This is a genomic window from Saccharopolyspora sp. NPDC002686 (assembly GCF_040295745.1).
Lineage (GTDB): Bacteria > Actinomycetota > Actinomycetes > Mycobacteriales > Pseudonocardiaceae > Saccharopolyspora > Saccharopolyspora oryzae.
Map to the genome: position 1 here is coordinate 1 of NZ_JBEOVY010000109.1, position 20,641 is coordinate 20,641.

Sequence of the window (20,641 nt, forward strand, 5' to 3'; positions counted from 1 at the left end):
TCGAGGCACTGGCCGCCAAGCACCCGCTGTACCCGAACCTCTGACGGTTCTGACGACGGCCGGTGCGCGTTGCGCGCACCGGCCGTTTTTCACGCCCGGAACCCGGGCGTTGCGATTCGTCCTAAATAGACTTGATGCCCAATTTCCCGCAACTCTCCGGTATCGAATCGATCTCCTCCAGCAACGGTCGTTCCCAACTGCACCGAATCGCTTGCCAGCACCGGGAGGATGCCGGAGTATCTGCGCAGTTCCAGCGAAACACGCTGACGAACAACGTGTTGCGGGAGGCGGCCCACGCGGTTGCGCCACACTGAAGCCCCGCACCGCTTCTTGGAGGAGTCCACTTCGATGAGCCAACCAGCCACCGAGGAGTACCGGAAGGATCTGAGCGCCCGGCACATCAACATGATCGCCATCGGCGGTGCGATCGGTGTCGGGCTCTTCCTCGGTTCCGGAAAGGCGCTGCACCAGGTCGGCCCCGGCCTGATCCTGATCTACGCGATCGCCGGCGTGATGATCTTCTTCGTCATGCGGGCGCTCGGCGAACTGCTGATGTACCGCCCGGTGAGCGGTTCGTTCGCCGAGTACGCGGGTGAGTTCGTCGGGCCGTGGGCGCGGTTCGCGGTCGGCTGGGGCTACTGGCTGGTGTGGATCGTGACCGGCATGGCCGAGATCACCGCGGTCGGCAAGTACTTCCAGTTCTGGTTCCCGACCGTGCCGCAGTGGATCCCGGCGCTGGGCGCGCTGGTCCTGCTCAGCGCGGTGAACCTGATCGCGGTGAAGCTGTTCGGCGAGTTCGAGTTCTGGTTCGCGCTGATCAAGGTGCTGGCGATCCTGGGCCTGATCGTGCTGGCCGCCGCGATCCTGGTGTTCGGCTTCAGCGACCTGGGCCCCACCGCCTCGCTGAGCAACATCTGGGACAACGGCGGGCTGTTCCCCAACGGCCTGGCGTCCTCGCTGCTGGCGTTCCAGATCGTCATGTTCGCCTTCGTCGGCGTGGAGATGGTCGGCCAGACCGCCAGCGAGAGCAAGAACCCGCAGAAGGTGCTGCCGCGCGCCATCAACTCGGTGATGTGGCGGATCCTGATCTTCTACGTCGGCGCGCTGATCGCGCTGACGGCGCTGGTGCCGTGGTTCCAGTTCCCGGCGGAGGTCAGCCCGTTCGTGCACGCCTTCACCCTGATCGGCATCCCGGCCGCGGCGGGCGTGGTCAACTTCGTGGTCACCACGGCGGCGTTGTCGTCGTGCAACAGCGGTATCTACTCCACCGGCCGGATGCTGCGCACGCTGTCCGAGGACGGCCAGGCGCCGCGGTCGGTCGGCCAGCTCAGCGGCCGCGCGGTGCCCGCGCGGGCGATCGCGGTGACGTTCTGCGCGATGCTGATCGGCGTGGTGCTCAACTACCTCGTGCCGGAGCAGGCGTTCACCTACATCACCAGCGCCAGCACGGCCGGTGCGATCTTCACCTGGGGCATGATCCTGATCGCGCACATCGGCTACCGCCGCAAGGTGGCGCGCGGTGAGCTCCCGAACGGCCCGTTCCGGATGCCGTTCGCTCCGGTGTCGAACTACATCGTCCTGGCGTTCCTGGCGTTCGTGGTGGTGCTGCTGGCCTTCGACGAGGAGACCCGCATCGCCCTGTACATCACGCCGATCCTGGCCATCGCCATCGCCATCGGCTACGTCGCAGCGCGCAAGCGCAGCTCCGACCCGGTGCCGGCCCGGAAGTAACCCCGCAACACCACCTCGGGTGGGTGCGGTCGACGCCGCCTGCTCTCCTGCCTCCGAGAGCTCCATGATGGCCTGGATCCGCTCGTACACCTCGGTGGTGTCGACGGTCCTGGTCAGCATGCTCACGTAGCGGCGGGCGGCCAGCCCCAGCTCGGGGTCGTGCTCCTCCGCGTCGATCATCAGGAACGGGTTCGGCGGCGCGTCGGCGAGCAGGTCCTGCCACGACTCGCCCTTGACCGCCGCGCGCCACAGCGAGGTGCGCGCCACGTCCTGGACGACCACGTCGTCGAACCAGGGGCGGACGAATTCCACCTGTTCCCGGGTGGTTCGCGCGTTGAGCCGGGGCAGGTCGTCGCCTGCCGTGCTGAAGGTTTCGGTGAGCCGCACCGCGTGCGCGAGGGCCAGCGCCAGGCCGCGGCCGAAGGTCGGGTCCGTCAGGCACACGCGGTCGCCGAGCGGGAAGTAGCCCCTCGGTGCGTCGGGTTTGAGGGTGCGCAGCACGTTGCGCAGCCCGGGCATCGGGACCACGTCGCTGATCGGCGTGGCGTTGCCGTCGGCGAACCACGGCGCGAACTTGTCGAACAGCGCCACCACGCGGTCGAAGGCGTCCGGATCGCGCAGCTTCTTCAGCGCCTCGTCCTCCGGCAACCGGCCGATGTCGATGGAGAAGACCCCGCAGTCGTGGGCGAACAGCGCCGCACCGTAGCCGAGACCGTCGACGACGGTGACCGAACCGTGCTGCAGCGGCGGCCGCTGCACGCCGTCGCGCAGAGCGTAGAAGCGGCTGTTGTAGACCTTGCCGCACTCGGCTTCCGACACCGTTTCCAGGTACTGCTGGCCGACCTTGGACCGCGCACCGGTGGCGTCGATGACGACGTCGAAGTCCACCACGCCCGCGGCGGTGCGCACCCCGGTGAGCACCCCGTCCACCGGCTCGGCGAGCTGCGCGGAAACGCCGGAGTGGAGCCGGATCCGGCTTTCCCCGGCCACTGCGCGGTGCAGCGCCCACTCCAGCGTGTTGCGCCGTGCCGCCATCATCACCAGGTCCTCGTCGCCCGGCTCGACGGGGCCGCGGATGCCGCTGAACGGCAGCTCGTCCACGCCGTGGTCGTGCATGTCCCGAAGCATGTCGGGCAGGTTCTCCCGCAGCAGGCGGCGGAACAGGCCCAGGTAGACGTGCGGGTGGTGGGACTGCGGTGCGCCGGGGCGCGGCCAGCTCTGCACGTCGGCCAGGTCGGCGGGCGGGGGAGCGTCGCGTTCGAAGACCTCCACCTCGAACCCGCGGCGGGCCAGCAGGATCGCGCTGCTCAACCCGCCGACGCCGCCACCGACGACCGCGATACGTGCTGCCATGATGCTCCTCGTGTGATGTCCGACCGCCCGGATCTCGTGGTGCGCCCGGGGTTTTCGGGAAGGATGCGGGGTTTTCCGCGGGAAGGTCAGGCGTCGACGGGGTTGTCCGCCGGCTCCCACTCGACGCGCAGGTGGCGCGGGCCGTGGAAGGACGCGTTGTGCAGGTAGCCGAAGTCCTGGCCGTCGATCAGCCGCATGTGCGGCAGCCGGCGGGTGAGCTCTTCGAGGATGATCCGCATCTCCAGCCGGGCCAGCGGGGCGCCGATGCACGCGTGCGCGCCCATGCCGAAGGCGAGGTGGCGCTTGGCGTTCGGCCGGTGGATGTCGAGCTCCTGCGGGTTGTCGAAGACCGTCTCGTCGTGGTTGCCCGAGCCGATCACCAGCAGCACGCGGCTGCCTGCCGGGATGGTGACGCCCTCGACCTCGACGTCCACCAGCGCCTTGCGCCGCCAGCACTGCACCGATGCGCGGAAGCGCAGGCACTCCTCGACCGCGTTCGGGATCAGCGCCGGGTCCGCGCACAGCTCTTCCCACGAATCCCGTTGGGACAGCAGGAATCGCAGCGCGTTCGCGGTGGCGTTGGTGGTGGTCTCGTGGGCGGCGACCAGGCCGCTCATCATCATGTTCTGCAGGTGGTTGTCGTCGACCAGCTCCGGGTCGTCGCGGTGCACGTCGATGGCGGTGGGCACCCAGCCCTGGCCGCCCTCGCGCTTGAGCCGGTCCACCAGCTGCCCGGACAGCCGCCACCACTGACCGACCTGGTCGGCGATCTCGACCTGGTGCTCCTCGGTGGGCTTTCCCCAGGTGAACATGCCCATCTTGATGGTGTAGTGCCGGGCCCGGTCGATGTCCTCGTCCGGCACGCCGCACACCAGCAGGCCGACGATCGCCGGGACCTCCCACAGCAGGTCGTCGATGAGGTCGGCGGTGCCGCGGGCGACGAACGCGTCGACGTAGCTGCTGACCAGGTCCCGGATGCGGCCCTCCAACTTGGCCACCTCTTCGGCGGCCAGCGGCGGTGCGAGGCGCTTGCGGCGCCGCATGTGCACCGGTTCGTCCTCGTTGACCAGCACCGGACCGGGTGCGAAGTCGTACTCCGCGAGCCGAGCGCGCGCCTTCTCCCCGAGCGGGGTGATGGGCTCCAGCGCGTTCGAGGCGGAGAACCTCTTGGTGTCGCGGAAGAACTCCTTGACGTCGCGGTAGCGGGTCACCACCCAGTGGTCGAGCTCCGGGCTGTAGAAGACCGGCTCCTCGGCGCGCGCCGCAGCCAGCAGCGCCGCCGGATCTTCCTGGTAGGCGTCGCCGAACGGGTCGAATTCCGCCGCGATCCGCGACGCGGGGCAGCCGGCGCCGGAACGGCTTGGATCCACGTATAGCTCCCTTGTCCCCACGCGATCGATCCGGACAGCTCGAATGCGTCCGGAGAAGTCCGCGCGCTCAGGTCACGACCAGATCACGCGGTCCATTCACACTGCCGAGTGAACGGTCCGACTGTCAAGATCGGGATGGAAATTCCTGGGCGGCGGTGTGTGTCGCAATCCTTGTTGACTATCGCGAGAAGCCGTGCATAGGCTTCGGGGCGTTGATGAGCCGCTTCGGGGGCCGCTTCCGGCACCCGCGTCGACCGGTAGTTCGCTTTTAAACGAAATCGTTGGTCGGTGCTCGCGGAACCATTGGTACTGATGGGCGACGGCGGACGAGTATGCCCGTGACCTGGGGTTATCGTCCTCCGTTCTGGAGTTGTGTCAATTTTTGTCGGGTTTCTGGGGGTCCTTTGCCCGAAGTGGAGAAGCTTCAAGATCGTACGGTTCGGCGGTTCGGAGTGGATTAGTCCGTTCGGCCGATGGAATGGCGCGGCGCGGTGCTAGTGCGCGGGCGATGGCATTTGTCGTGGCGAATGTTGAAATGCGTACTGGTAATAGTGCGAAAAGCGGTGCGCCGACAGCAGCAATGCGGATTCCAGTTCCGCGGAAGTGTCAAGGCGTGGTTTTTGCCGTTCTTGACGTTCGGGAGTCGACACGCAGACAGGCCTGGGCGACCTGGCCGGAGGAGAGACCCAGTGCGGGAACAGAACCAGCCGAGCGCTCCGGGTGCGCGCGGCGACCGAATCCTGCCCAGCTTCGCCGAGGCGGTGGAGTACGCAGACCAGCAGGTCCGCGCGATCGCGCTGGACGACCTGCGCGCCGCGGGCGTGTACCGCACGCCCCTGGAGTACTACCTCGTCGGCACCTACCCGCCGCTGAAGTTCCTGCACGACATCGATGAGCACGAGGTGTTCCGGGACGTCACCAGCTCCCAGAACGTCTACCTGCACATTCCGTTCTGCGAGCAGTACTGCACGTTCTGCCACTTCTACAAGGAGATCAACGCCGCCGACTCCTGGGTGGACCGCTACGTCGGGGCGCTGCTGGACGACATCTCCGGGGTGCAGCAACGGGTTTCGGCCGAGTCGCCGGAGGGGCTGAACGCCTCGTCGATCTACTTCGGCGGCGGCACCCCCTCCTACCTGAAGGCACCGCAGATCAACCGGCTGTTCGAGCACCTGTGGAAGAACGTCCGGACCCGCCCGGACACCGAGATCACCTTCGAGCTGCACCCCGGCGTGGTGCGCCAGCCCGACTACGAGGACCGGCTGGACGCCATCGCCGCCGGCGGGGTCAACCGCTGGGTCTTCGGCATCCAGTCGATGGACGAGGACGTGCTGACCAAGCTCAACCGCGGGCACGGCCGGGCCGAGGTGTACCGGCTGCTGGAGCTGCTGGACCAGCGCGACATCCACAACCTCAACGTCGACCTGATCTTCGGGCTGCCGCTGCAGAACCTGCGCAACTGGTACGACACGATCGTCGAGCTGATGGACGCCGGGATCGAGAAGTTCAACATCTTCCCGCTGATGTTCAAGCGGTCCGACCCGATCACCCGCCAGTACATGCGCAACCCGGAGCTGTTCCCGGACGCGGCGGACCGGCTGCGCATGCACTACATGGCCGAATACGTCCTCGACGCGGCCGGATTCGTGCGCGGGCCGGTCTTCTACTACGCCAAGGGCAAGGTGCACTCCCAGCAGCAGCAGAACAAGTTCGACTCCATCGAGGAGGACAACCTGGTCGCGCTCGGGGTCAGCGGCTTCGGCTACATCGGCGGCACCCAGTACTACAACGTGTGCGACAACCAGCAGTACATGGACGCCATCAGCGCCGGCAAGGCGCCGGTGTGGCGGGGCCACACGCTGCCCGACGAGGAACGGGTGCGCCGCGCGATCATGTTCGGCATCCGCTCCGGCGGCGTGAACTTCGACGTGCTGCAGCAGCGCTACGGCATCGACGCGGGGGAGTTGTTCGCCCCCGAGATCGGCAGGCTGAGCGACCTCGGACTGGTCTCGGTCGAGGGCGCGCAGATGAACCTGACGGATCTGGGCTGCACCTTCGTCGACGGCATCGGCTACCTGTTCGCCAGCGAGGAGATCACCTCGTACGTGGCCGGGGCCAACGAGCTGATCGTCTCGCCCTCGCAGGACCCGGTGGACCGCTACGACTACTCGCCGATCGGCCGGCTCGACCTGCCGGGCGGGATCGCCGACCGCTACCGGGACGGGGCGCGCTCATGACCGCGGTCAGCGCCCCGCCGATCGAGAAGTGGCAGGACGTCGTCCCGTACCTGCTGGCCGTGGACCAGGGCTGGCACAACCTGGCGACCGGCATGCCGCTGGAGCTGCCCGCGATCTCCGACGCCGTGCGGGAGGCCTTCCGCGCCGCCGTGGCGGATCCGAGCTTCACCAGCCGCGTCACCCGGTACCACGGCGTGCACGGGGACCCGGAACTGCGCGAGCAGCTCGCGGGCCGCTACGCCGAGCGGTTCTCGCTGCCGGTGTCGGGTGCGAACGTGCTGATCACGCCCGGCGCGCAGGCCGCCTTCCACTACATCTCGGAGCTGATGGCCGACCGGGGCAAGAAGGTGGTGCTGTTCGGGCCGGAGTACCCCGGGTACCTGACGCACCGCGACGTCGCCTACGATATGGTGCCGGCCGAGGTGGTGCCCGAGGGCGACGACGAGTTCCGCTACGTCCCGCCGCGCGGTGCGCTGAGCAGCGACGTCGGTGCGGTCGTGGTCTCGCGGCCCAGCAACCCCGCCGGGAACGTGATCTCCGACGAGGCGCTGGCCGAACTGGCCCGGGAATGCGCCGAGGTCGGGGCGCTGCTGGTGGTCGACAACGCGTACGCCCCGGTGGTTCCGGGGCTGGCCTTCCGCGAGCTCGGGATGCCGTGGGCGGACAACGTGGTGCTGGTCCAGAGCTTCTCGAAAGCCGCGCTGGCCGGCGAGCGGCTGGGCTTCGTGATCGCGCCGGAACCGCTGATCGAGCTGTTCGGCGGGTTCCAGGCGCAGGTCGCCACGTTCCCGCCGCAGCTGGTGCAGCTGGCCGTGCTGATCCTGCTGCGCGACGACCGGTACCTCGAGCTGTGCCACCGCGATCTGCGCGGGAGCTACCGGCAGCGCCACCAGCTCATCCGGGAAGTCCTGGACGCGCGGTTGCAGGTGCCGTTCCGGTTGCACGCCTCCGATGGCGGGCAGTTCCGCTGGCTGCACCTGCCGGAGCTCGAGACGTCCACTTCGGAGCTGTTCCACGAGCTGAAGGACCGCGGTGTGCTCATCGCCCCGTCCGCCCCGTTCTACCTGCCGCACCTGCACGGCGAGCCGCACGCGCGCCGGTCGGTGCGCATCGGGGTGACCGCGACGCACACCGAGATCGAGCAGGGCCTGGGGATCCTCGCGGAGGTGGTCAATGCCGGACGCTGAGCGCAAGCGGGTCGTGGACCGCATCGTCGACCACCTCGACTCCGCCGGTGTGCGGCACGTCTTCGGCGTGCACGGGGCCAACGTCGAAGACCTCTACGACGCGATCTCCCACGGCTCCGGGCGGGTGGCCGGGGTCGTCGGCAAGCACGAGTTCTCCGCCGGGGCGATGGCCGAGGGCTACCACCGGGCGAGCAACCGCCTGGCCGTGGTCGCGGCCACCTCCGGCGGCGGGGCGCTCAACCTCGTTCCGGCGCTCGGCGAGGCCTACGCGTCCGGGGTCCCGCTGCTCGCCCTGATCGGACAGCCGCCGACCTCGCTGGAGGGACGCGGTGCGTTCCAGGACCAGAGCGGGCTCAACGGCTCGCTGAACGGTCCGGCGCTGTTCGCCGCGGTGTCGCGGTTCTGCGCTCGGGTGGAGAAACCGGACGAGATCGCCGACCTGCTGCCGCGCGCGATGCACGCCGCCGAGCGCGAGCGGGGGCCTGCCGTTCTGCTGATCCCGAAGGACGTCCAGCAGGCGTTGACCGAGCTGGAACCGGTGGACCTCCCGGTCGAGGAGGAGGAACCCGGCGAACTCGACGGACAGGTGCTGCGGGCGCTGGAATCGGCTCGGAGCGGCGGGCCGACGTTGATCGTGGCCGGTTCGGGCGTGGTGCGCGCGGACGCGCGTGCGGAGCTGGCGGGCTTGGCTGAGCGCCTCGGTGCGTGGGTGGCGGTGGAGCCGGACGCCAAGGACGTCTTCGACAACCACGACCCGCGGTTCGTCGGGGTGGCCGGTGCGAACGGGCATCCCAGCGTGCGGCGCTGCCTGGACCGCGCGCGGACCCTCGTCCTGGTGGGTACGAGGTTCCCGCAAGTGGCTCGAGCCGGGCTCGAAGCTTCGTTGCAGGGCACGGAGATCGTCTGCTTCGACCGGCAGGCTCCCCACGCCGGGGACGAGGCGCTGCTGGAAACCGGTGAGCTGCGGGCGAGCTTGCGGTCGGCCGTCCAGCAGCTGTCCGGGGAAGCACCGGCAACACCGCCGCACGACGGGCTGGACTTCCTGCCGCACGAGCGCACCGAAGGAGACCGGATCGCGCTGCGCGAGGTCGTCGGGACGATCGCCGACGCGGTGCCGGACGACGCGGTCGTGGTCTCCGACGCGGGCAACACCGGGTGCGGCGTGCTGCACTTCCTCCCGGCGCCCGCCCGCGGCCGCTACCTGCTCGCGCTGGGCATGGGTGGCATGGGCTTCAGCTTCGGCGCCGGGATCGGCGCGGCGTTCGCCACCGGGCGGCGCACCTTCGTGCTGGCCGGCGACGGCTCGTTCTACATGCACGGCATGGAGGTGCACACCGCGGTCGAGCACGACCTGCCGGTCACCTTCGTGATCTTCAACAACAATTCGCACGCGGCCTGCAAGTCGCGGGAGGAGCTGTTCTACGACGGCGAGCACACCTACAACGCCTTCCGGGACAGCGACATCGGCGCGGGGATCGCCGCGATGTTCCCGTCCATCCGGGCGCGGACCGTCCGGACCCTCGACGAGCTGCGGGCCTTCCTGGCCGGGAGCACCACCGGTCCGTCGCTGGTGTCGGTCGAGATGCGCCCCGACGAGATGCCGCCCTACCTGCCGTTCGTGCCGACCGATGATTCGACCGAGAGGACATCGCCGAAGTGAGGGTTTCCGACGAAGAACTGGCCGAGATCCCAGGGCTGGCCCGCTGCGAGACCCGGTCCATGGCCGAGATCGTCGAGCAGGCCAAGAAGGCCACCAAGGACTCCTACCCGCACGAGGAGGTCTACGGGGACTTCTGCACCCTGCACACCTACATCGACTGCCCGCCCCGCGACGTGTTCGACTACCTGGCCGACGTGCACAGCCAGGAGGAGTACACCTTCAGCGTGCGGGGCCTGCAGCCGGTCGACGACACCGGGCTGCACGTGGGCTGGGACCGGGTGGACGAGATGACCCGGATCTTCCTGCGCATCGAGTCCAACCCGGACGCGATGACCATCGACTACCACGCCGCCTGGGACCAGGGCGAGGACCTGTGGATGATCTACCTCTTCCGCGTCCTGCCCGCCGAGCTGGTGCTCAAGAAGCCGGGGTCGGTGGTGATGATGACCAACTGCCACCACCCGTACTACGCCGAGAACCCGTACCCGGAGAAGTCGCCCGGCCCGGACCGGGTGTGGGTCGGCGAGCTGTGGCGGTACTTCAACGCCGGCCACCGCATCGAGATGGACAACACCAAGGCCATCCTCGAACACCGGCAGCGCAACGGGATCCCGATCGTGCCGGGGGTCGTGCGGTGAAGCCGGTCAGCCTGATCGACGTCGCCAGCTACCAGCCGCCGGACCAGGTCGGCCGCGAGTACTTCGAGCAGTACTCGCGGCCGGACGACCCGCTGCTGCGCAACCCGATGTTCCGGGCGCCGGAGTTCCGCCGGTACGCCTCGCGGGAGCAGACCGGGGCCGACCTCATCGAGCAGGCCGCGCACGCGCTGGCGGAGCGGCACGGAACCGGCGTGCTCCGCGACGTCGACGTCCTGATCACCTACAACGCGCTCCCGGACGTGCCATTCCTGGGCTCCGGCGCGGAGGTCGCGCGACGGCTCGGCGCACAACCGGAGTCCATAGTGGACCTCCACAACGGGCACTGCGTGGTGTTCCCGCACATGCTCGACCTGGCGCGCAAGGTGCTCCAGGAGCAGGGGGCCAGGACCGCGCTGCTGTGCGTGTCGCAGAACGCGGGCAAGATCTTCACCCAGCCCGGCGTGCGGACCTCGGCGCACGCGTCGGTGCCGGGCGACGGTGCGGCGGTGGCGCTGGTGGCGGCGTCGGACGAATCGCCGATCCTGGCCACGAAGGTGCAGCACCACCCGGAGTTCGCGCCGGACGTGAACATCACCCTCGCCGACGGCCGGCTGTACTGGGAACCGGGCACCGCGGAGATGGACGTCGGGTTCGACAACACCAAGGCGCAGAACGTCATCGAGCGCGGCACCAAGATCGTGCCCGAGGTGGTCCGCGAGGTGCTCGGCCGCATCGAGCACGACGTGGCCGACGTCGATCTGCTGATCACCAACCAGCCGAACCGGCTGCTGCTGCGGAACTGGTCGCGGGACCTGGGAATCGACCCGGCCAAGCACTTCGACACCTTCGACTCCTACGGGAACCTCTTCGGCGCCGGCGTGCCGGTCAGCCTCGACCACGCGCTGCGGGCCGACCGGATCGCGCCCGGATCGCTGGTGGTGCTCGCCGGATTCGCCGGCGCGGGGGAGATGTCGGCGTGCGCCGCGATCAGGTGGCAGGGCGGGAACTAGTGGAAGGGAATCGGATGAGCGGGGAGACCAAGACCTCCGTGGAGAGCACGGCGCTGGCATTGCTGGCCGAGGTGCTCTACGTGGAGGTGAGCAAGATCGACGTGGCGACCAGCTTCACCGAGCTGGGCCTGGACTCCATCCTCGCGGTGGAGTACGTCGCGATGATCAAGTCCGAGCTCGGCGTCGCCGAGACCGTCGAATCCCTCTACGAGCACGGCACGCCCGAGGCGTTCGTCAAGCACCTCGCCGCGAACGCGTAGGGGATGCCGTGCTGACCAGGGAAGAGGTCTTCGCGGTGGTGCGCGCGAACATCCTGTCGGTGCGCCCGGACATCGACCCTGCCGAGATCGGCGAGGACCGCAGCATGACCGACCTGGGCTGCGACTCGCTGGACCGGATGGACGTGGTCGTCGGATCGCTCGACGCGATGGGGCTGGAGCTGAACTCCGAGACCTTCGCCGGAGTGCACGACATCGGTGGCCTGGTCGACGTGCTGCTGGCGAACGCCAACGCGAACGAACCGTGACCGGGCCGCCTCGCCTCCTGGGGCGGGGCGGCACCCGGGTCGGAAGGAAAGCACAGATGAACTTCGGAAACGCGCATCGGGTGGGCATCGACGCGGTGGGCGCCTACTGCGGCAGCGCCTACCTGGAGACCGAGGACCTGTTCGCCGCTCGCGGTCTCGACTCGGCGCGGATCGGAAACCTGGGGTTGCGGCGCAAGAGCGTGGCCGCCCCCGGTGAGGACATCGTGGCGATGGCGGCCACCGCGGCCCGGCCGGTCGTCGACGCGCTCACCGACGCCGAACGCCGGAGCATCCGGACGCTGGTGGTGGCCACCGAGTCGCCGCTGGACCTGTCGAAGGCGGCGAGCACGCACGTGCACCGCCTGCTGGACCTGCCGCGTCAGTGCCGGTTGTTCGAGGTCAAGCAGGCCTGCCACGGCGGTGTCGCGGCCCTGCAGCTGGCGGCGTCGGTGGTGGCCGCCGAACCGGGCAGCCGGGCGCTGGTGATCGCCTCGGACACCCCGGTGCCGACCCGGGGCTCGTACATGGAGCCCGCGCAGGGTGCCGCGGCGGTGGCGGTGCTGGTCGGGGAGGAGCCCCGGATCGTCGAGCTGGAGCTGGGCACCTCCGGTTGCTACGGCTACGAGACGCCCGACTTCTTCCGCCCGGCGCCGGACGTCGACGTGATGGACACCGACCTGTCCCTGATGGCCTACCTGGACTGCCTGCTGGGCGCGTTCGCCGACCACGCCGCGCGCAAGCCGGGGGTCGACTTCGTCGAGTCCTACGACCTGCTGGCGATGCACACCCCGTTCCCGGGGATGGTCCGCGGCGCGCACCGCACCGGCGTGCGCAAGCTGTCCGACCTGGGCCGGGGTGGTGAGCAAGAGGACTTCGCACGCCGGGTGGCGCCCTCGCTGCGGTTCCCCGAGCAGGTCGGCAACATCTACTCCGGAACGACTCTGCTGGCGCTGATCAGCGCGATCGCCGCGGCGCCGACCGAGGAGCGGCTGTCGGTGGGCGTGTTCAGCTACGGATCCGGGTGCGCCTCGGAGTTCCTCGCCGGTGAAGTCGTGCCCGGTGCGCGGCAGCTGGTCGCCGGAACCGGGCTGGAGCGCGAACTCGCGGACCGCACCAGGCTGACCGTCGAGGACTACGACGCGGCCGTGGACCGGGCGCAGGCCGTCGGGTTCGGCGCCGAGCACGGCGAGGTCGACGGTGCGGAGCTGGAGAGCTGGGGAACCGGCGGGCGTCCGCGAGCGGTGCTGGCCTCGGTCGCCGACTACCGCAGGGAATACCGATGGCTCCAGTGAGCGTGGAGATCAGCGGTGCTTGCGCGCGGCTGCGGTTGTGCCGTCCGGAAGCGGGCAACGCCTTGCGCGGTGATGTGGTGGGCGAGCTGCTCGGCGGCCTTCGCATCGCGGAGCGGACACCGGGTTGCTGTGCGGTCGTCCTGACCGCAGAAGGGGACTCCTTCTGCTCCGGAATCGATCTGTCCATAGTGGAGTCTCCAGGTTCCTGGACGGCCGTGGACGGAAGGGCTTTGTGGGAACTGCTGTCCGGGCTGGCTACCAGTCCGCTGGTGACCGTCGCGGTGGTGGACGGCCGCGCGACGGGCGGCGGGGTGGGGCTGGCGAGCAGTTGCGACTTCGTGCTGGCCGGGCCGAACGCGCGCTTCCGCCTCACCGAACTGCTGATCGGCCTGGTACCGGCGCTGATCACCCCGTTCGTCTCGGCCCGGATCGGCACGCGGGAGGTGTTCCGCAGGTCGGTCCTGGCTGACGAGCTCGACGCCGCCGAGGCCCACGCGTTCGGTTTGGCCGACGAAGTGGTGGAAGAACCGGAAGAGGCGCTGCGGCGGATCTTGCGCGCACTGCGGCGCATGCCGAGGCCTGAGGCGGTTGGCGATCTGAAGTCCTGCCACCGGATTCTCGATCCGCTGCCGGAGGACTACTTCGACCACGCGCACCGCATGTTCGAACGAGCGGTCACCGATCCGGGCGTGCGTTCCCGGGTGCAGCGGCTGCGCGAGGAGGGGTTGCTGTGAGCGATCTCGTGGCGGTCGAGATCGACGGCCGCGTCGCGGTGGTCACCGTGGCCGATTCCCGGGGCGGCAACGCGATCTCGTCCGCCCTGGTCGAAGCCGTCCCGGCCGCGCTGGCCGAGGCGGCGTCCGACCCCGCGGTGCACGTGATCGTCGCTGCTGGCCTGCCCACGGTGTTCGCCGCCGGTGCCAGTCGCGAGTACCTGCTGACCGACGAGCGCGCCGACGTCGAACCGTTCGTCCGGGCCTTCCCGCACTGCCCGCTGCCGGTGGTCGCGGCGATGCAGGGCCACGCCATCGGCGGCGGGCTCAGCTTCGGCCTGTACGCCGACGTGCCGGTGCTCTCCGAGCGCTCCCGCTACGCGGCGAACTTCCTGAACTACGGCCTGGTCCCGGAGTACGGCACGACCTGGCTGCTACCGAGTCGCCTGGGGCACACCCTCGGCACCGAGATGCTGCTGACCGCTCGTGGCTACGCGGGAGCCGAGCTCCGCGCCCGCTCGGCGCCGGTGAAGGTCGTGCCGCACGAGTCGGTGTTCGACACCGCGCTCGAGCTGGCGCGTGGGATGGCGCGGGCGCCGCGGTACGCGTTGGAGCTGCTCAAAGGCCAGTTCGCCGAGCAGGCGCTGGCCGCGGGCGACGCCGCGATCGAGGTCGAGGTCGGCAGGCACGAAAAGGCTTGGGGTTCCGCCGATTTCCGGCGGCTGGTCGAGCAGCGGTACGGACGAGCAGAGGAGATAGCCCGGTGACCAAGAATGCGCAGTTGGCTCCGTTGGCGATCGTGGGGATGTCCTGCCGGGTGCCGGGCGGTGACGACGTCGACGAGTTCTGGGAGACGCTGCTGGCCGGCCGTCCCGCGATGGGACCGGTCCCCGCCGAACGCCTCGTCGGCTACGACGCCGAGGTGGCCGGGGAAGGCGGGCTGACCGCCGCTCTCGTGTCCGATGTGGACACCTTCGACGCCGGGTTCTTCGACGTGGTCGGGCGGATGGCGGTGTGGATGGACCCGCAGCAGCGGCTGCTGCTGGAGACCACCTGGCGGGCGCTGGAGTCGGCGGGCATCGCGCCGAGCAGCCTGCGCGGCCAGGAGGTCGGGGTGTTCGTCGGTTCGTCCACGAGCGACTTCCGGGACGGGATGATCAGCACCGGCGTGCTGGACCGCTACTCGCTGACCGGCAGCATCGCCGCCTACCTGTCGAACCGGGTCTCGAACTTCTTCGACCTGCGCGGCCCCAGCATCACGGTCGACACCGCCTGCTCCAGCGGCCTGAGCGCACTGGCGCTGGCGGCCTCCGGGCTGCGCGCGGGCGACTTCGACACCGCCATCGTCGGCGGCTCCAACGTCTACGCCTCGGGATGGCTCACCGGAGCGCTGGCGCACATGGGTGCCTTGTCGCCGACGGGGACGTGCCGCCCGTTCTCCGACGACGCCAACGGGTACGTGCGCGGGGAAGGCGTGCTGTGCTTCGTGGTCAAGCGGCTCGACGACGCGCTGGAAGCCGGTGACCCGGTGCTGGCGATCATCCGGGGCGCGGCGGCCAACCACGACGGCCGGGCCGGCGGACTGGTCAAGACCGACAGCGGTTCCCAAGCCCGGCTGCTGCGCCGGACGCTCGCGCAGGGCGACGTGGACCCGGCGTCGCTGGGCTACCTCGAAGCCCACGCGCCCGGGACGAAGTTGGACGTCGAGGAGCTCAACGGTCTGCGCGAACTGGTCCGCGAGCACGCAGCGGGGCCGGTGCGCTTCGCGGGACCGGGGGAGCGGTTGTGGATCGGCACGGTGAAGGCCGTCATCGGTCACCTGGAGGGCGCTGCGGGCACGGCGAGCCTGGCCAAGGCGGTGCTGGTCCTGGGCAACGGGGCGATCCCCACCGGCGCCGGGATCCTCGGCATGAACGGGGATCTGGAGATCCACGACCAGCCGGCCGAGGTGGCGCAGGGCAGCGTGCCGTGGGAACCCGGTGATGCTCCCCGGAGGCTGGGCGTCAGCTCCTTCGGCATCGGCGGGTCGAACGCCCACGTGGTGCTGGAGGAACCACCCGCCGCGGACTCGCCGGACGGCTCCTGGGGCGGGACGTCGATGGTGTTCCCGATCAGCGGTACCGATGACGACGCGCTGCGCCGGGTCGCCGCCAGGCTCGCCGAGTTCGTCGCCGGTCCGACGACTCCGGAACCGACCGCCACCGCGTGGACGCTGCAAACCGGCCGCGACCACCTCACCGCCCGAGCGGTGGTGCGAGCGAGCACGAACGAGGAACTGCGCGCCGGGCTCGTGCTGATCGCGGAAGGCGTTGACGCACCGGAGGAAACCGATCCGCGAGTCCGGGAATGGCTGGGCGGCGGGGAGATCGACTGGTCGAAGCTGTGGCACCACCCGCCGCGCCGCCGCGTGCGACTGCCCGGCTACCCGTTCCTCCGCACGCCCTACGGGATCGCCCCGAAGACCCGCAAGGTCGCCCGGTGAGGCGCGAGGTCCTGATCACCGGCGCGAGCGTGCTCAACTCCGTCGCCGACGACCTGGACGGCTTCACCGCGGCCCTGCGCGAGGGCCGGAGCGGGGTGCGCGCGGTCGACCTGCCCGCCGAGTCCAGGGCGGGAGTCGCCGCGCAGCTCGACGGGTTCTCCGTCGCGGCCTGGACGCAGCGCCATCTGCACGACGCCCCCGACGCAGCGGCCCGGCTCCAACGCGCGACCCGCCGATCCGCCCTGCCCGGGCAGACCGCCGCGTGCGTCGCGGAAGAGGCGTTGCGTTCGGCCGGGCTCGAGGATCGGGAGAACACCGCTCTGATCGTGGCGGGCAACAACCTCGCGCTCGGCTACCACGCCGAGGCCCTGCGCGGATTCCACGACCGACCGAGCAGCCTGCGGCCCTCGCACGTCCTCACCCACCTGGACACCGACGTCGTCGGGACGGTCAGCGAAGCGACCGGCGTCGCGGGCGAGGGCTGGACAGCCGGCGCTGCCTCGGCCAGCAGCACGGTCGCCGCGATCCTCGGCGCTCGCCTGGTCGCCGCGGGCGAGGTCGACTCCTGCCTGGTGGTGGCACCGGTGGCGGAGCTGTCCGCTGCTGAGCTCCGCGCCTTCCGCGACAGCGGCGCGATGGCCGCACCGGACGAGGAGGTGGCTCCGTGGCAGCTCTGCCGCCCGTTCGATGCGCAACGACGCGGCTTCGTCCACGGCCAAGGCGCGGCAGCGATCGTGCTCGAGAGCCGCGCGCGAGTGCGCCCCCTGGCGTCGATCGCGGGCTGGGGCCAACGCCTCGACGCCCGCCGCGGCACCGATCCGAACCCGGCGGGCCAAGCCGCCGCACTGCGCGCCGCGCTCGCATCGGCCCGAGTCCGGCCGCACGAGGTCGACTACGTCAACGCCCACGGCACCGGATCGAAGGCCGGCGACACCGCGGAGGCCCACGCCCTCACCGAGGTCTTCGGCTCCGCACCCCTGGTCAACTCCACGAAACCGCTGGTGGGGCACTGCCTGACCGCAGCGGGGTTGCAGGAGCTGATCGCCACCGCGCTGCAACTGCGCGGCGGATTCGTCCACGGCAACCCGAACCTGCACGAACCCATCGATGAAGACCTGTCCCTGGTGGGTCAGGCCGCCAAGGCGGCACCGATCCGGCTGGCGGTGTCCAACAGCGTCGCCTTCAGCGGGATCAACGCCGCGATCGTCCTGCGCAGCTGAGCGCGACAACTCACGTCGAACCATGGAGGTCGAGTGACCAGCAATGCCCCGAAGGGACTCCTGCACGTGCCCGCCGACGAAGGGGAGTCGGTTTGGATCGGCGCGGACATCTACACGCTGAAGGCGACGAAGGAGAACACCGGAGGCTCCCTGAGCCTGATGGAGGTCTCGGTCCCACCCGGCGACGGCCCGCCCCCGCACATCCACGCCCACGAGGACGAAGGCATCTACGTCCTGGCCGGTGACCTGGAGTTCTTCAGCGGTGGCCAAACCTTCCAGGCGGGCCCGGGGGACTTCGTCTTCGTCCCGAGGGGAACGGTCCACAGCCTCCGCAACATCGGAGTCCACCCGGGCAAGACCCTGACGATGTACACCCCGGGCGGCATGGACCGCTACTTCGCAGGCGTCGGCGACAAGGCCGAACCAGGAGTGCCTCCGCAGCCGATGTCCGAGGAACAGCTCCACCGGGCGATGACCCTGGCGCCCCAGTACGGCCTCGAAGTCCAACTGCCCCCACCAGGCGAACCCGCCTGACGACCCGGGACCGAGATCGCCGGAAATGCCGTTCCGGCAAGGGCATTTCCGGCGAGCTCGGCGGGCGTAGTGCTTCCACTTTGGACAGTTCGATGAGGTTGCCCGTACGACGGGGTGAGCTCCCCCGCGCCGTTCGGCGTTGCGCTCGGCGCGAACCCGGGGTGCCCCGGCGAATCGGCTCCGCAGCGATACGATGGTCCGGTAGCCGCAGACGCAAGAGCCGCTGGCCCGTGATCGCTGCTCCGCATCCGGCGCCGAGGCCGGACGGGAACATCATGAGCACGGGTAGAGGGCCGAGCCTCACCGAAGTCGTCATGGAGCACGTGCGCTCCGCCGTCATCGAAGGCACGATGCGTCCGCAGGAGTGGTACAGCGTCTACCAGCTCTCCGACGAGCTCGGCGTCTCGCGTTCGCCGGTCCGCGAAGGCCTCCTGCGGTTGGAGGAGGCCGGTCTCATCCGCTTCGTGCGCAACCGCGGCTTCCAGATCATCCCCACCACGCCCGAGGACGTCGCGGAGATCTTCTCCATCCGCCTCGCCCTCGAAGTCCCGGCCGCCCATCGCGCCGCCCTGTACGCCGACGAGTCCTTCACCGCCGAGGCGGCGGAACTGCGCCGGCAGATGTGCGAGGCCGCCGAGCAGGACGAGGAGACGCGCTTCTTCGCCGTCGACCAGGAACTGCACGGCATCGTGCTCGAGGCCGGCAGCATGCGGCGCGGTCACCGGATCGTCGATCAGCTGCGGGTTTCGACCCGACTGCTCGGGGCTTCGACGGCCGGCCGGAGCCGGGAGTACTCCGACATCATCGGCGAACACGATCCGATCATCGATGCGATCCTCGCCGGCGACGGCCCCGGCGCAGCGCAGGCGATGCGGGACCACCTCGAAGCGACCGCCGTGCTGTTGGTCGGTCAAGCGCTGCGCTACGCAGAGCGGTCTGAGGACCCCCAGGAGCTCTGGACCCGGTTGAGGACCGGTTTCGACTCCTGATCCGCTCGTCCTGCGCGCTGCGGTGTCCGGATCCGCTCGGCCCGGACACCGCGGCGGCGGGACGCTCACGACTGCTCGGCGCCGGGCCCGTCGGTCGACTTCTCCTTCGGGAAGTACTGCAGTGCGAAGGCGGCCAGCGCGCAGGCCGTCGCTGAGCTGAACGCCGACCAGTTGAGCGCGGACGCGGCACCCTCGACGAGCCCGGGGCTGAGGGCGACGACGCCGAGCAGTTGGCCGAGCACGATGAGCGCGCCAAGCGCGAGGAAAGCGACGAGGGCGATCCAGAAGATGAATTCGAGGGCCTTCTTCACAGCGGATCCTCTCAGCTCGGAATCGGCAGCCAGCCCATGGCGATGAGCCACCCGATGGCGATGACGGGGACGACGAACCAGATGATGAGCGGGACGAACGTCTTCTGGGGGTTGACCTCGGCCATGCCGGAGGCCAGGTAGATGGGTGCGCCCACCGGAGGGGAGGCGCCCTCGGTCGAGGTGCACACCAGGATCGCGCAGATGGCCACGACGGCCGGGACGTCGACGGTGCCCAGGGCGATGACCGCCGGAGCGGCGATGGCCGCTGCCGTCGCCGTCGAGGACAGCGGCGTGGCCACCAGGACCGCGGTGAGGCAGACGACGAGGACGAGCAGTGGTTTGGGCAGGTCCATCCGGGCCAGCGTTTCGGAGAGCTGCGGTCCGACTCCGAGCTCGCTCATGATGTTCGAGGCGGCCAGGGCGGCGAAGAGGGAAATGCCCACCGTGGCGAACTGCGGTGCTTCCGCTCGGATCGCCCGGCGGAGGTTCCCCCAGTTGCCGCGCAGGCGCTTGCGGCCCTCGATGAGCGCGATCAGGGAGATGAGGATCGGCACCCAGACGATGATGGAGATCTCTCCCATGGCCGCTTCGCCGATCCGGGCTTCGGACTCCAGCCAGTTGAACAGCGGCCCGAAGGTGAGCAGCACGGGGATGAGGATGCCGGCGAAGATCGTCATCGACGTCCACCCGCTCGACAGCGCCCGGCGGAAGGGTGCGAGGTGGCGGGAGTCGGTGCGCTCGATGCCGTCGCGGCGGGTCCAGATGAAGACGACGAGCATGCGGTAGAGCACGCAGTAGGCGCCGGCGACGAACAGCGAGACGTAGACGTCACCGGCGCTCACGCCGACGGCGGCCGGCGTCGCCAGGATGATGAACATGGTCGAGTTCGGCGGCAGCGCGACGCCGAGACCGGAGTTGCCGGCCACGAGGGTGGCGGCCCGCGCACGCGACCAGCCGTTCTCCTTCATCCACGGGATCGTCACCGAACCGACGGTGGCGGCGTTGCCCGCGGTCGATCCGGCGACGAGTCCGATGGCTGCGGATCCTGCCGTCGAGACGTAGGCCGCTCCGCCGCGCAGGCGGCCGAAGACGGAGTTGAAGATCTGGATGAGCCGTTCGATGAGGCCCGTGGCCGAGACGATCACGCCCATGAAGACGAATGCCATGCCGGCGAAGGTCACGTCGTTGTCGAGCGCGTCCCAGACTCCGGTCCACAGCAGCGACAGCGCGTCCTTGCCGCCGACGAGCGCGGTGGCCAGGAGGGCTACGAGCAGGGACTCGGAGATCGGTCTCCGGAGCGGGACGTTCATCACGACGGTGACAGCGATGAAGACCAGCAGCGCGAGGATGCCCATCGTGTTTCACCTGTTTCTTCGGTTCAGCCGCTC

19 protein-coding genes and 1 pseudogene are annotated in these 20,641 nt (G+C 69.7%); 16 read left to right on the forward strand and 4 right to left on the reverse strand.

The genetic code is table 11. The annotated features are described in order from the left end of the window. Window positions 1-348 precede the first annotated feature (348 nt). Together ABTZ89_RS16565 and ABTZ89_RS16570 are read left to right on the forward strand one after the other, a co-directional pair. Window positions 349-1,731: an amino acid permease gene (locus tag ABTZ89_RS16565; protein WP_351045349.1), complete on the forward strand. Its 1,383-nt coding sequence runs from the start codon at window positions 349-351 to the stop codon at window positions 1,729-1,731. A gap of 490 nt (window positions 1,732-2,221) precedes the next feature. Next, window positions 2,222-2,437: a hypothetical protein gene (locus tag ABTZ89_RS16570; protein WP_351045351.1), complete on the forward strand. Its 216-nt coding sequence runs from the start codon at window positions 2,222-2,224 to the stop codon at window positions 2,435-2,437. Window positions 2,438-3,015: 578 nt separating this feature from the next. Here the strand turns inward: ABTZ89_RS16570 and ABTZ89_RS16575 are convergent. Together ABTZ89_RS16575 and ABTZ89_RS16580 are read right to left on the reverse strand one after the other, a co-directional pair. Further along, window positions 3,016-3,084: pseudogene (locus tag ABTZ89_RS16575) on the reverse strand (hypothetical protein); the annotation flags it as partial. 86 nt (window positions 3,085-3,170) lie between these two features. Further along, entirely contained in the window at window positions 3,171-4,454 is a 1,284-nt protein-coding gene (locus ABTZ89_RS16580) for a cytochrome P450 (protein ID WP_351045354.1), read from the reverse strand. Between the two features lie 689 nt (window positions 4,455-5,143). Here ABTZ89_RS16580 and ABTZ89_RS16585 point away from each other — a divergent pair. From ABTZ89_RS16585 to ABTZ89_RS16650, 14 genes are all read left to right on the forward strand, one after another. Then, window positions 5,144-6,691, forward strand: coding sequence for a coproporphyrinogen-III oxidase family protein (locus ABTZ89_RS16585; protein ID WP_270949710.1), 1,548 nt, complete (start codon window positions 5,144-5,146; stop codon window positions 6,689-6,691). Beyond that, the gene (locus tag ABTZ89_RS16590; RefSeq protein WP_351045358.1) at window positions 6,688-7,878 is read left to right on the forward strand and encodes a valine--pyruvate transaminase; all 1,191 of its coding nucleotides are present in this window, start codon (window positions 6,688-6,690) and stop codon (window positions 7,876-7,878) included. Before ABTZ89_RS16585 ends, ABTZ89_RS16590 begins: the two co-directional genes overlap by 4 nt. Beyond that, window positions 7,865-9,538, forward strand: a complete 1,674-nt coding sequence (locus ABTZ89_RS16595) for a thiamine pyrophosphate-binding protein (protein ID WP_351045361.1) — start codon at window positions 7,865-7,867, stop codon at window positions 9,536-9,538. Before ABTZ89_RS16590 ends, ABTZ89_RS16595 begins: the two co-directional genes overlap by 14 nt. Next, window positions 9,535-10,176, forward strand: coding sequence for an SRPBCC family protein (locus tag ABTZ89_RS16600; protein WP_351045364.1), 642 nt, complete (start codon window positions 9,535-9,537; stop codon window positions 10,174-10,176). The genes ABTZ89_RS16595 and ABTZ89_RS16600 overlap by 4 nt, the downstream gene beginning before the upstream one ends. Next, entirely contained in the window at window positions 10,173-11,186 is a 1,014-nt protein-coding gene (locus ABTZ89_RS16605; RefSeq protein WP_270949714.1) for a 3-oxoacyl-ACP synthase III family protein, read from the forward strand. Before ABTZ89_RS16600 ends, ABTZ89_RS16605 begins: the two co-directional genes overlap by 4 nt. Before the next feature lie 14 nt (window positions 11,187-11,200). Beyond that, complete coding sequence (locus ABTZ89_RS16610; RefSeq protein ID WP_351045368.1) at window positions 11,201-11,446, forward strand: acyl carrier protein; 246 nt, start codon at window positions 11,201-11,203, stop codon at window positions 11,444-11,446. An 8-nt stretch (window positions 11,447-11,454) separates the two neighbouring features. Further along, window positions 11,455-11,712, forward strand: a complete 258-nt coding sequence (locus tag ABTZ89_RS16615; protein WP_270949716.1) for a phosphopantetheine-binding protein — start codon at window positions 11,455-11,457, stop codon at window positions 11,710-11,712. Between the two features lie 56 nt (window positions 11,713-11,768). Continuing rightward, the gene (locus tag ABTZ89_RS16620) at window positions 11,769-13,004 is read left to right on the forward strand and encodes a hydroxymethylglutaryl-CoA synthase family protein (RefSeq protein ID WP_270949717.1); all 1,236 of its coding nucleotides are present in this window, start codon (window positions 11,769-11,771) and stop codon (window positions 13,002-13,004) included. Further along, window positions 12,992-13,738 carry an enoyl-CoA hydratase/isomerase family protein gene (locus tag ABTZ89_RS16625; RefSeq protein WP_351045371.1) on the forward strand — a complete coding sequence of 249 codons (747 nt, stop codon included), beginning with the start codon at window positions 12,992-12,994 and terminating at the stop codon, window positions 13,736-13,738. Before ABTZ89_RS16620 ends, ABTZ89_RS16625 begins: the two co-directional genes overlap by 13 nt. Next, complete coding sequence (locus tag ABTZ89_RS16630) at window positions 13,735-14,484, forward strand: polyketide synthase (protein WP_351045374.1); 750 nt, start codon at window positions 13,735-13,737, stop codon at window positions 14,482-14,484. Before ABTZ89_RS16625 ends, ABTZ89_RS16630 begins: the two co-directional genes overlap by 4 nt. Continuing rightward, entirely contained in the window at window positions 14,481-16,199 is a 1,719-nt protein-coding gene (locus ABTZ89_RS16635) for a polyketide synthase (RefSeq protein ID WP_351045376.1), read from the forward strand. Before ABTZ89_RS16630 ends, ABTZ89_RS16635 begins: the two co-directional genes overlap by 4 nt. Further along, entirely contained in the window at window positions 16,196-17,419 is a 1,224-nt protein-coding gene (locus ABTZ89_RS16640; protein WP_351045379.1) for a beta-ketoacyl synthase N-terminal-like domain-containing protein, read from the forward strand. Before ABTZ89_RS16635 ends, ABTZ89_RS16640 begins: the two co-directional genes overlap by 4 nt. 33 nt (window positions 17,420-17,452) lie before the next feature. Beyond that, window positions 17,453-17,953 carry a quercetin 2,3-dioxygenase gene (locus tag ABTZ89_RS16645; protein ID WP_351045382.1) on the forward strand — a complete coding sequence of 167 codons (501 nt, stop codon included), beginning with the start codon at window positions 17,453-17,455 and terminating at the stop codon, window positions 17,951-17,953. Between the two features lie 275 nt (window positions 17,954-18,228). After that, complete coding sequence (locus ABTZ89_RS16650) at window positions 18,229-18,942, forward strand: GntR family transcriptional regulator (RefSeq protein ID WP_270949723.1); 714 nt, start codon at window positions 18,229-18,231, stop codon at window positions 18,940-18,942. A gap of 65 nt (window positions 18,943-19,007) precedes the next feature. Here ABTZ89_RS16650 and ABTZ89_RS16655 read toward each other — a convergent pair whose 3' ends face one another. Both ABTZ89_RS16655 and ABTZ89_RS16660 read right to left on the reverse strand, forming a co-directional pair. Next, window positions 19,008-19,253 carry a hypothetical protein gene (locus ABTZ89_RS16655; RefSeq protein ID WP_351045386.1) on the reverse strand — a complete coding sequence of 82 codons (246 nt, stop codon included), beginning with the start codon at window positions 19,251-19,253 and terminating at the stop codon, window positions 19,008-19,010. Between the two features lie 11 nt (window positions 19,254-19,264). Next, window positions 19,265-20,608, reverse strand: a complete 1,344-nt coding sequence (locus ABTZ89_RS16660; RefSeq protein ID WP_351045389.1) for a TRAP transporter large permease subunit — start codon at window positions 20,606-20,608, stop codon at window positions 19,265-19,267. Between the last annotated feature and the right edge of the window lie 33 nt (window positions 20,609-20,641).

What these genes read in the sequence shown, in the direction of transcription:
- ABTZ89_RS16610 (WP_351045368.1), top strand. Translation starts at nt 11,201, where the DNA reads ATGAGCGGGGAGACCAAGACCTCCGTGGAGAGCACGGCGCTGGCATTG.
- ABTZ89_RS16660 (WP_351045389.1), bottom strand. Translation starts at nt 20,608, where the DNA reads ATGGGCATCCTCGCGCTGCTGGTCTTCATCGCTGTCACCGTCGTGATG.
- ABTZ89_RS16595 (WP_351045361.1), top strand. Translation starts at nt 7,865, where the DNA reads ATGCCGGACGCTGAGCGCAAGCGGGTCGTGGACCGCATCGTCGACCAC.
- ABTZ89_RS16625 (WP_351045371.1), top strand. Translation starts at nt 12,992, where the DNA reads ATGGCTCCAGTGAGCGTGGAGATCAGCGGTGCTTGCGCGCGGCTGCGG.
- ABTZ89_RS16565 (WP_351045349.1), top strand. Translation starts at nt 349, where the DNA reads ATGAGCCAACCAGCCACCGAGGAGTACCGGAAGGATCTGAGCGCCCGG.
- ABTZ89_RS16590 (WP_351045358.1), top strand. Translation starts at nt 6,688, where the DNA reads ATGACCGCGGTCAGCGCCCCGCCGATCGAGAAGTGGCAGGACGTCGTC.
- ABTZ89_RS16650 (WP_270949723.1), top strand. Translation starts at nt 18,229, where the DNA reads ATGAGCACGGGTAGAGGGCCGAGCCTCACCGAAGTCGTCATGGAGCAC.
- ABTZ89_RS16620 (WP_270949717.1), top strand. Translation starts at nt 11,769, where the DNA reads ATGAACTTCGGAAACGCGCATCGGGTGGGCATCGACGCGGTGGGCGCC.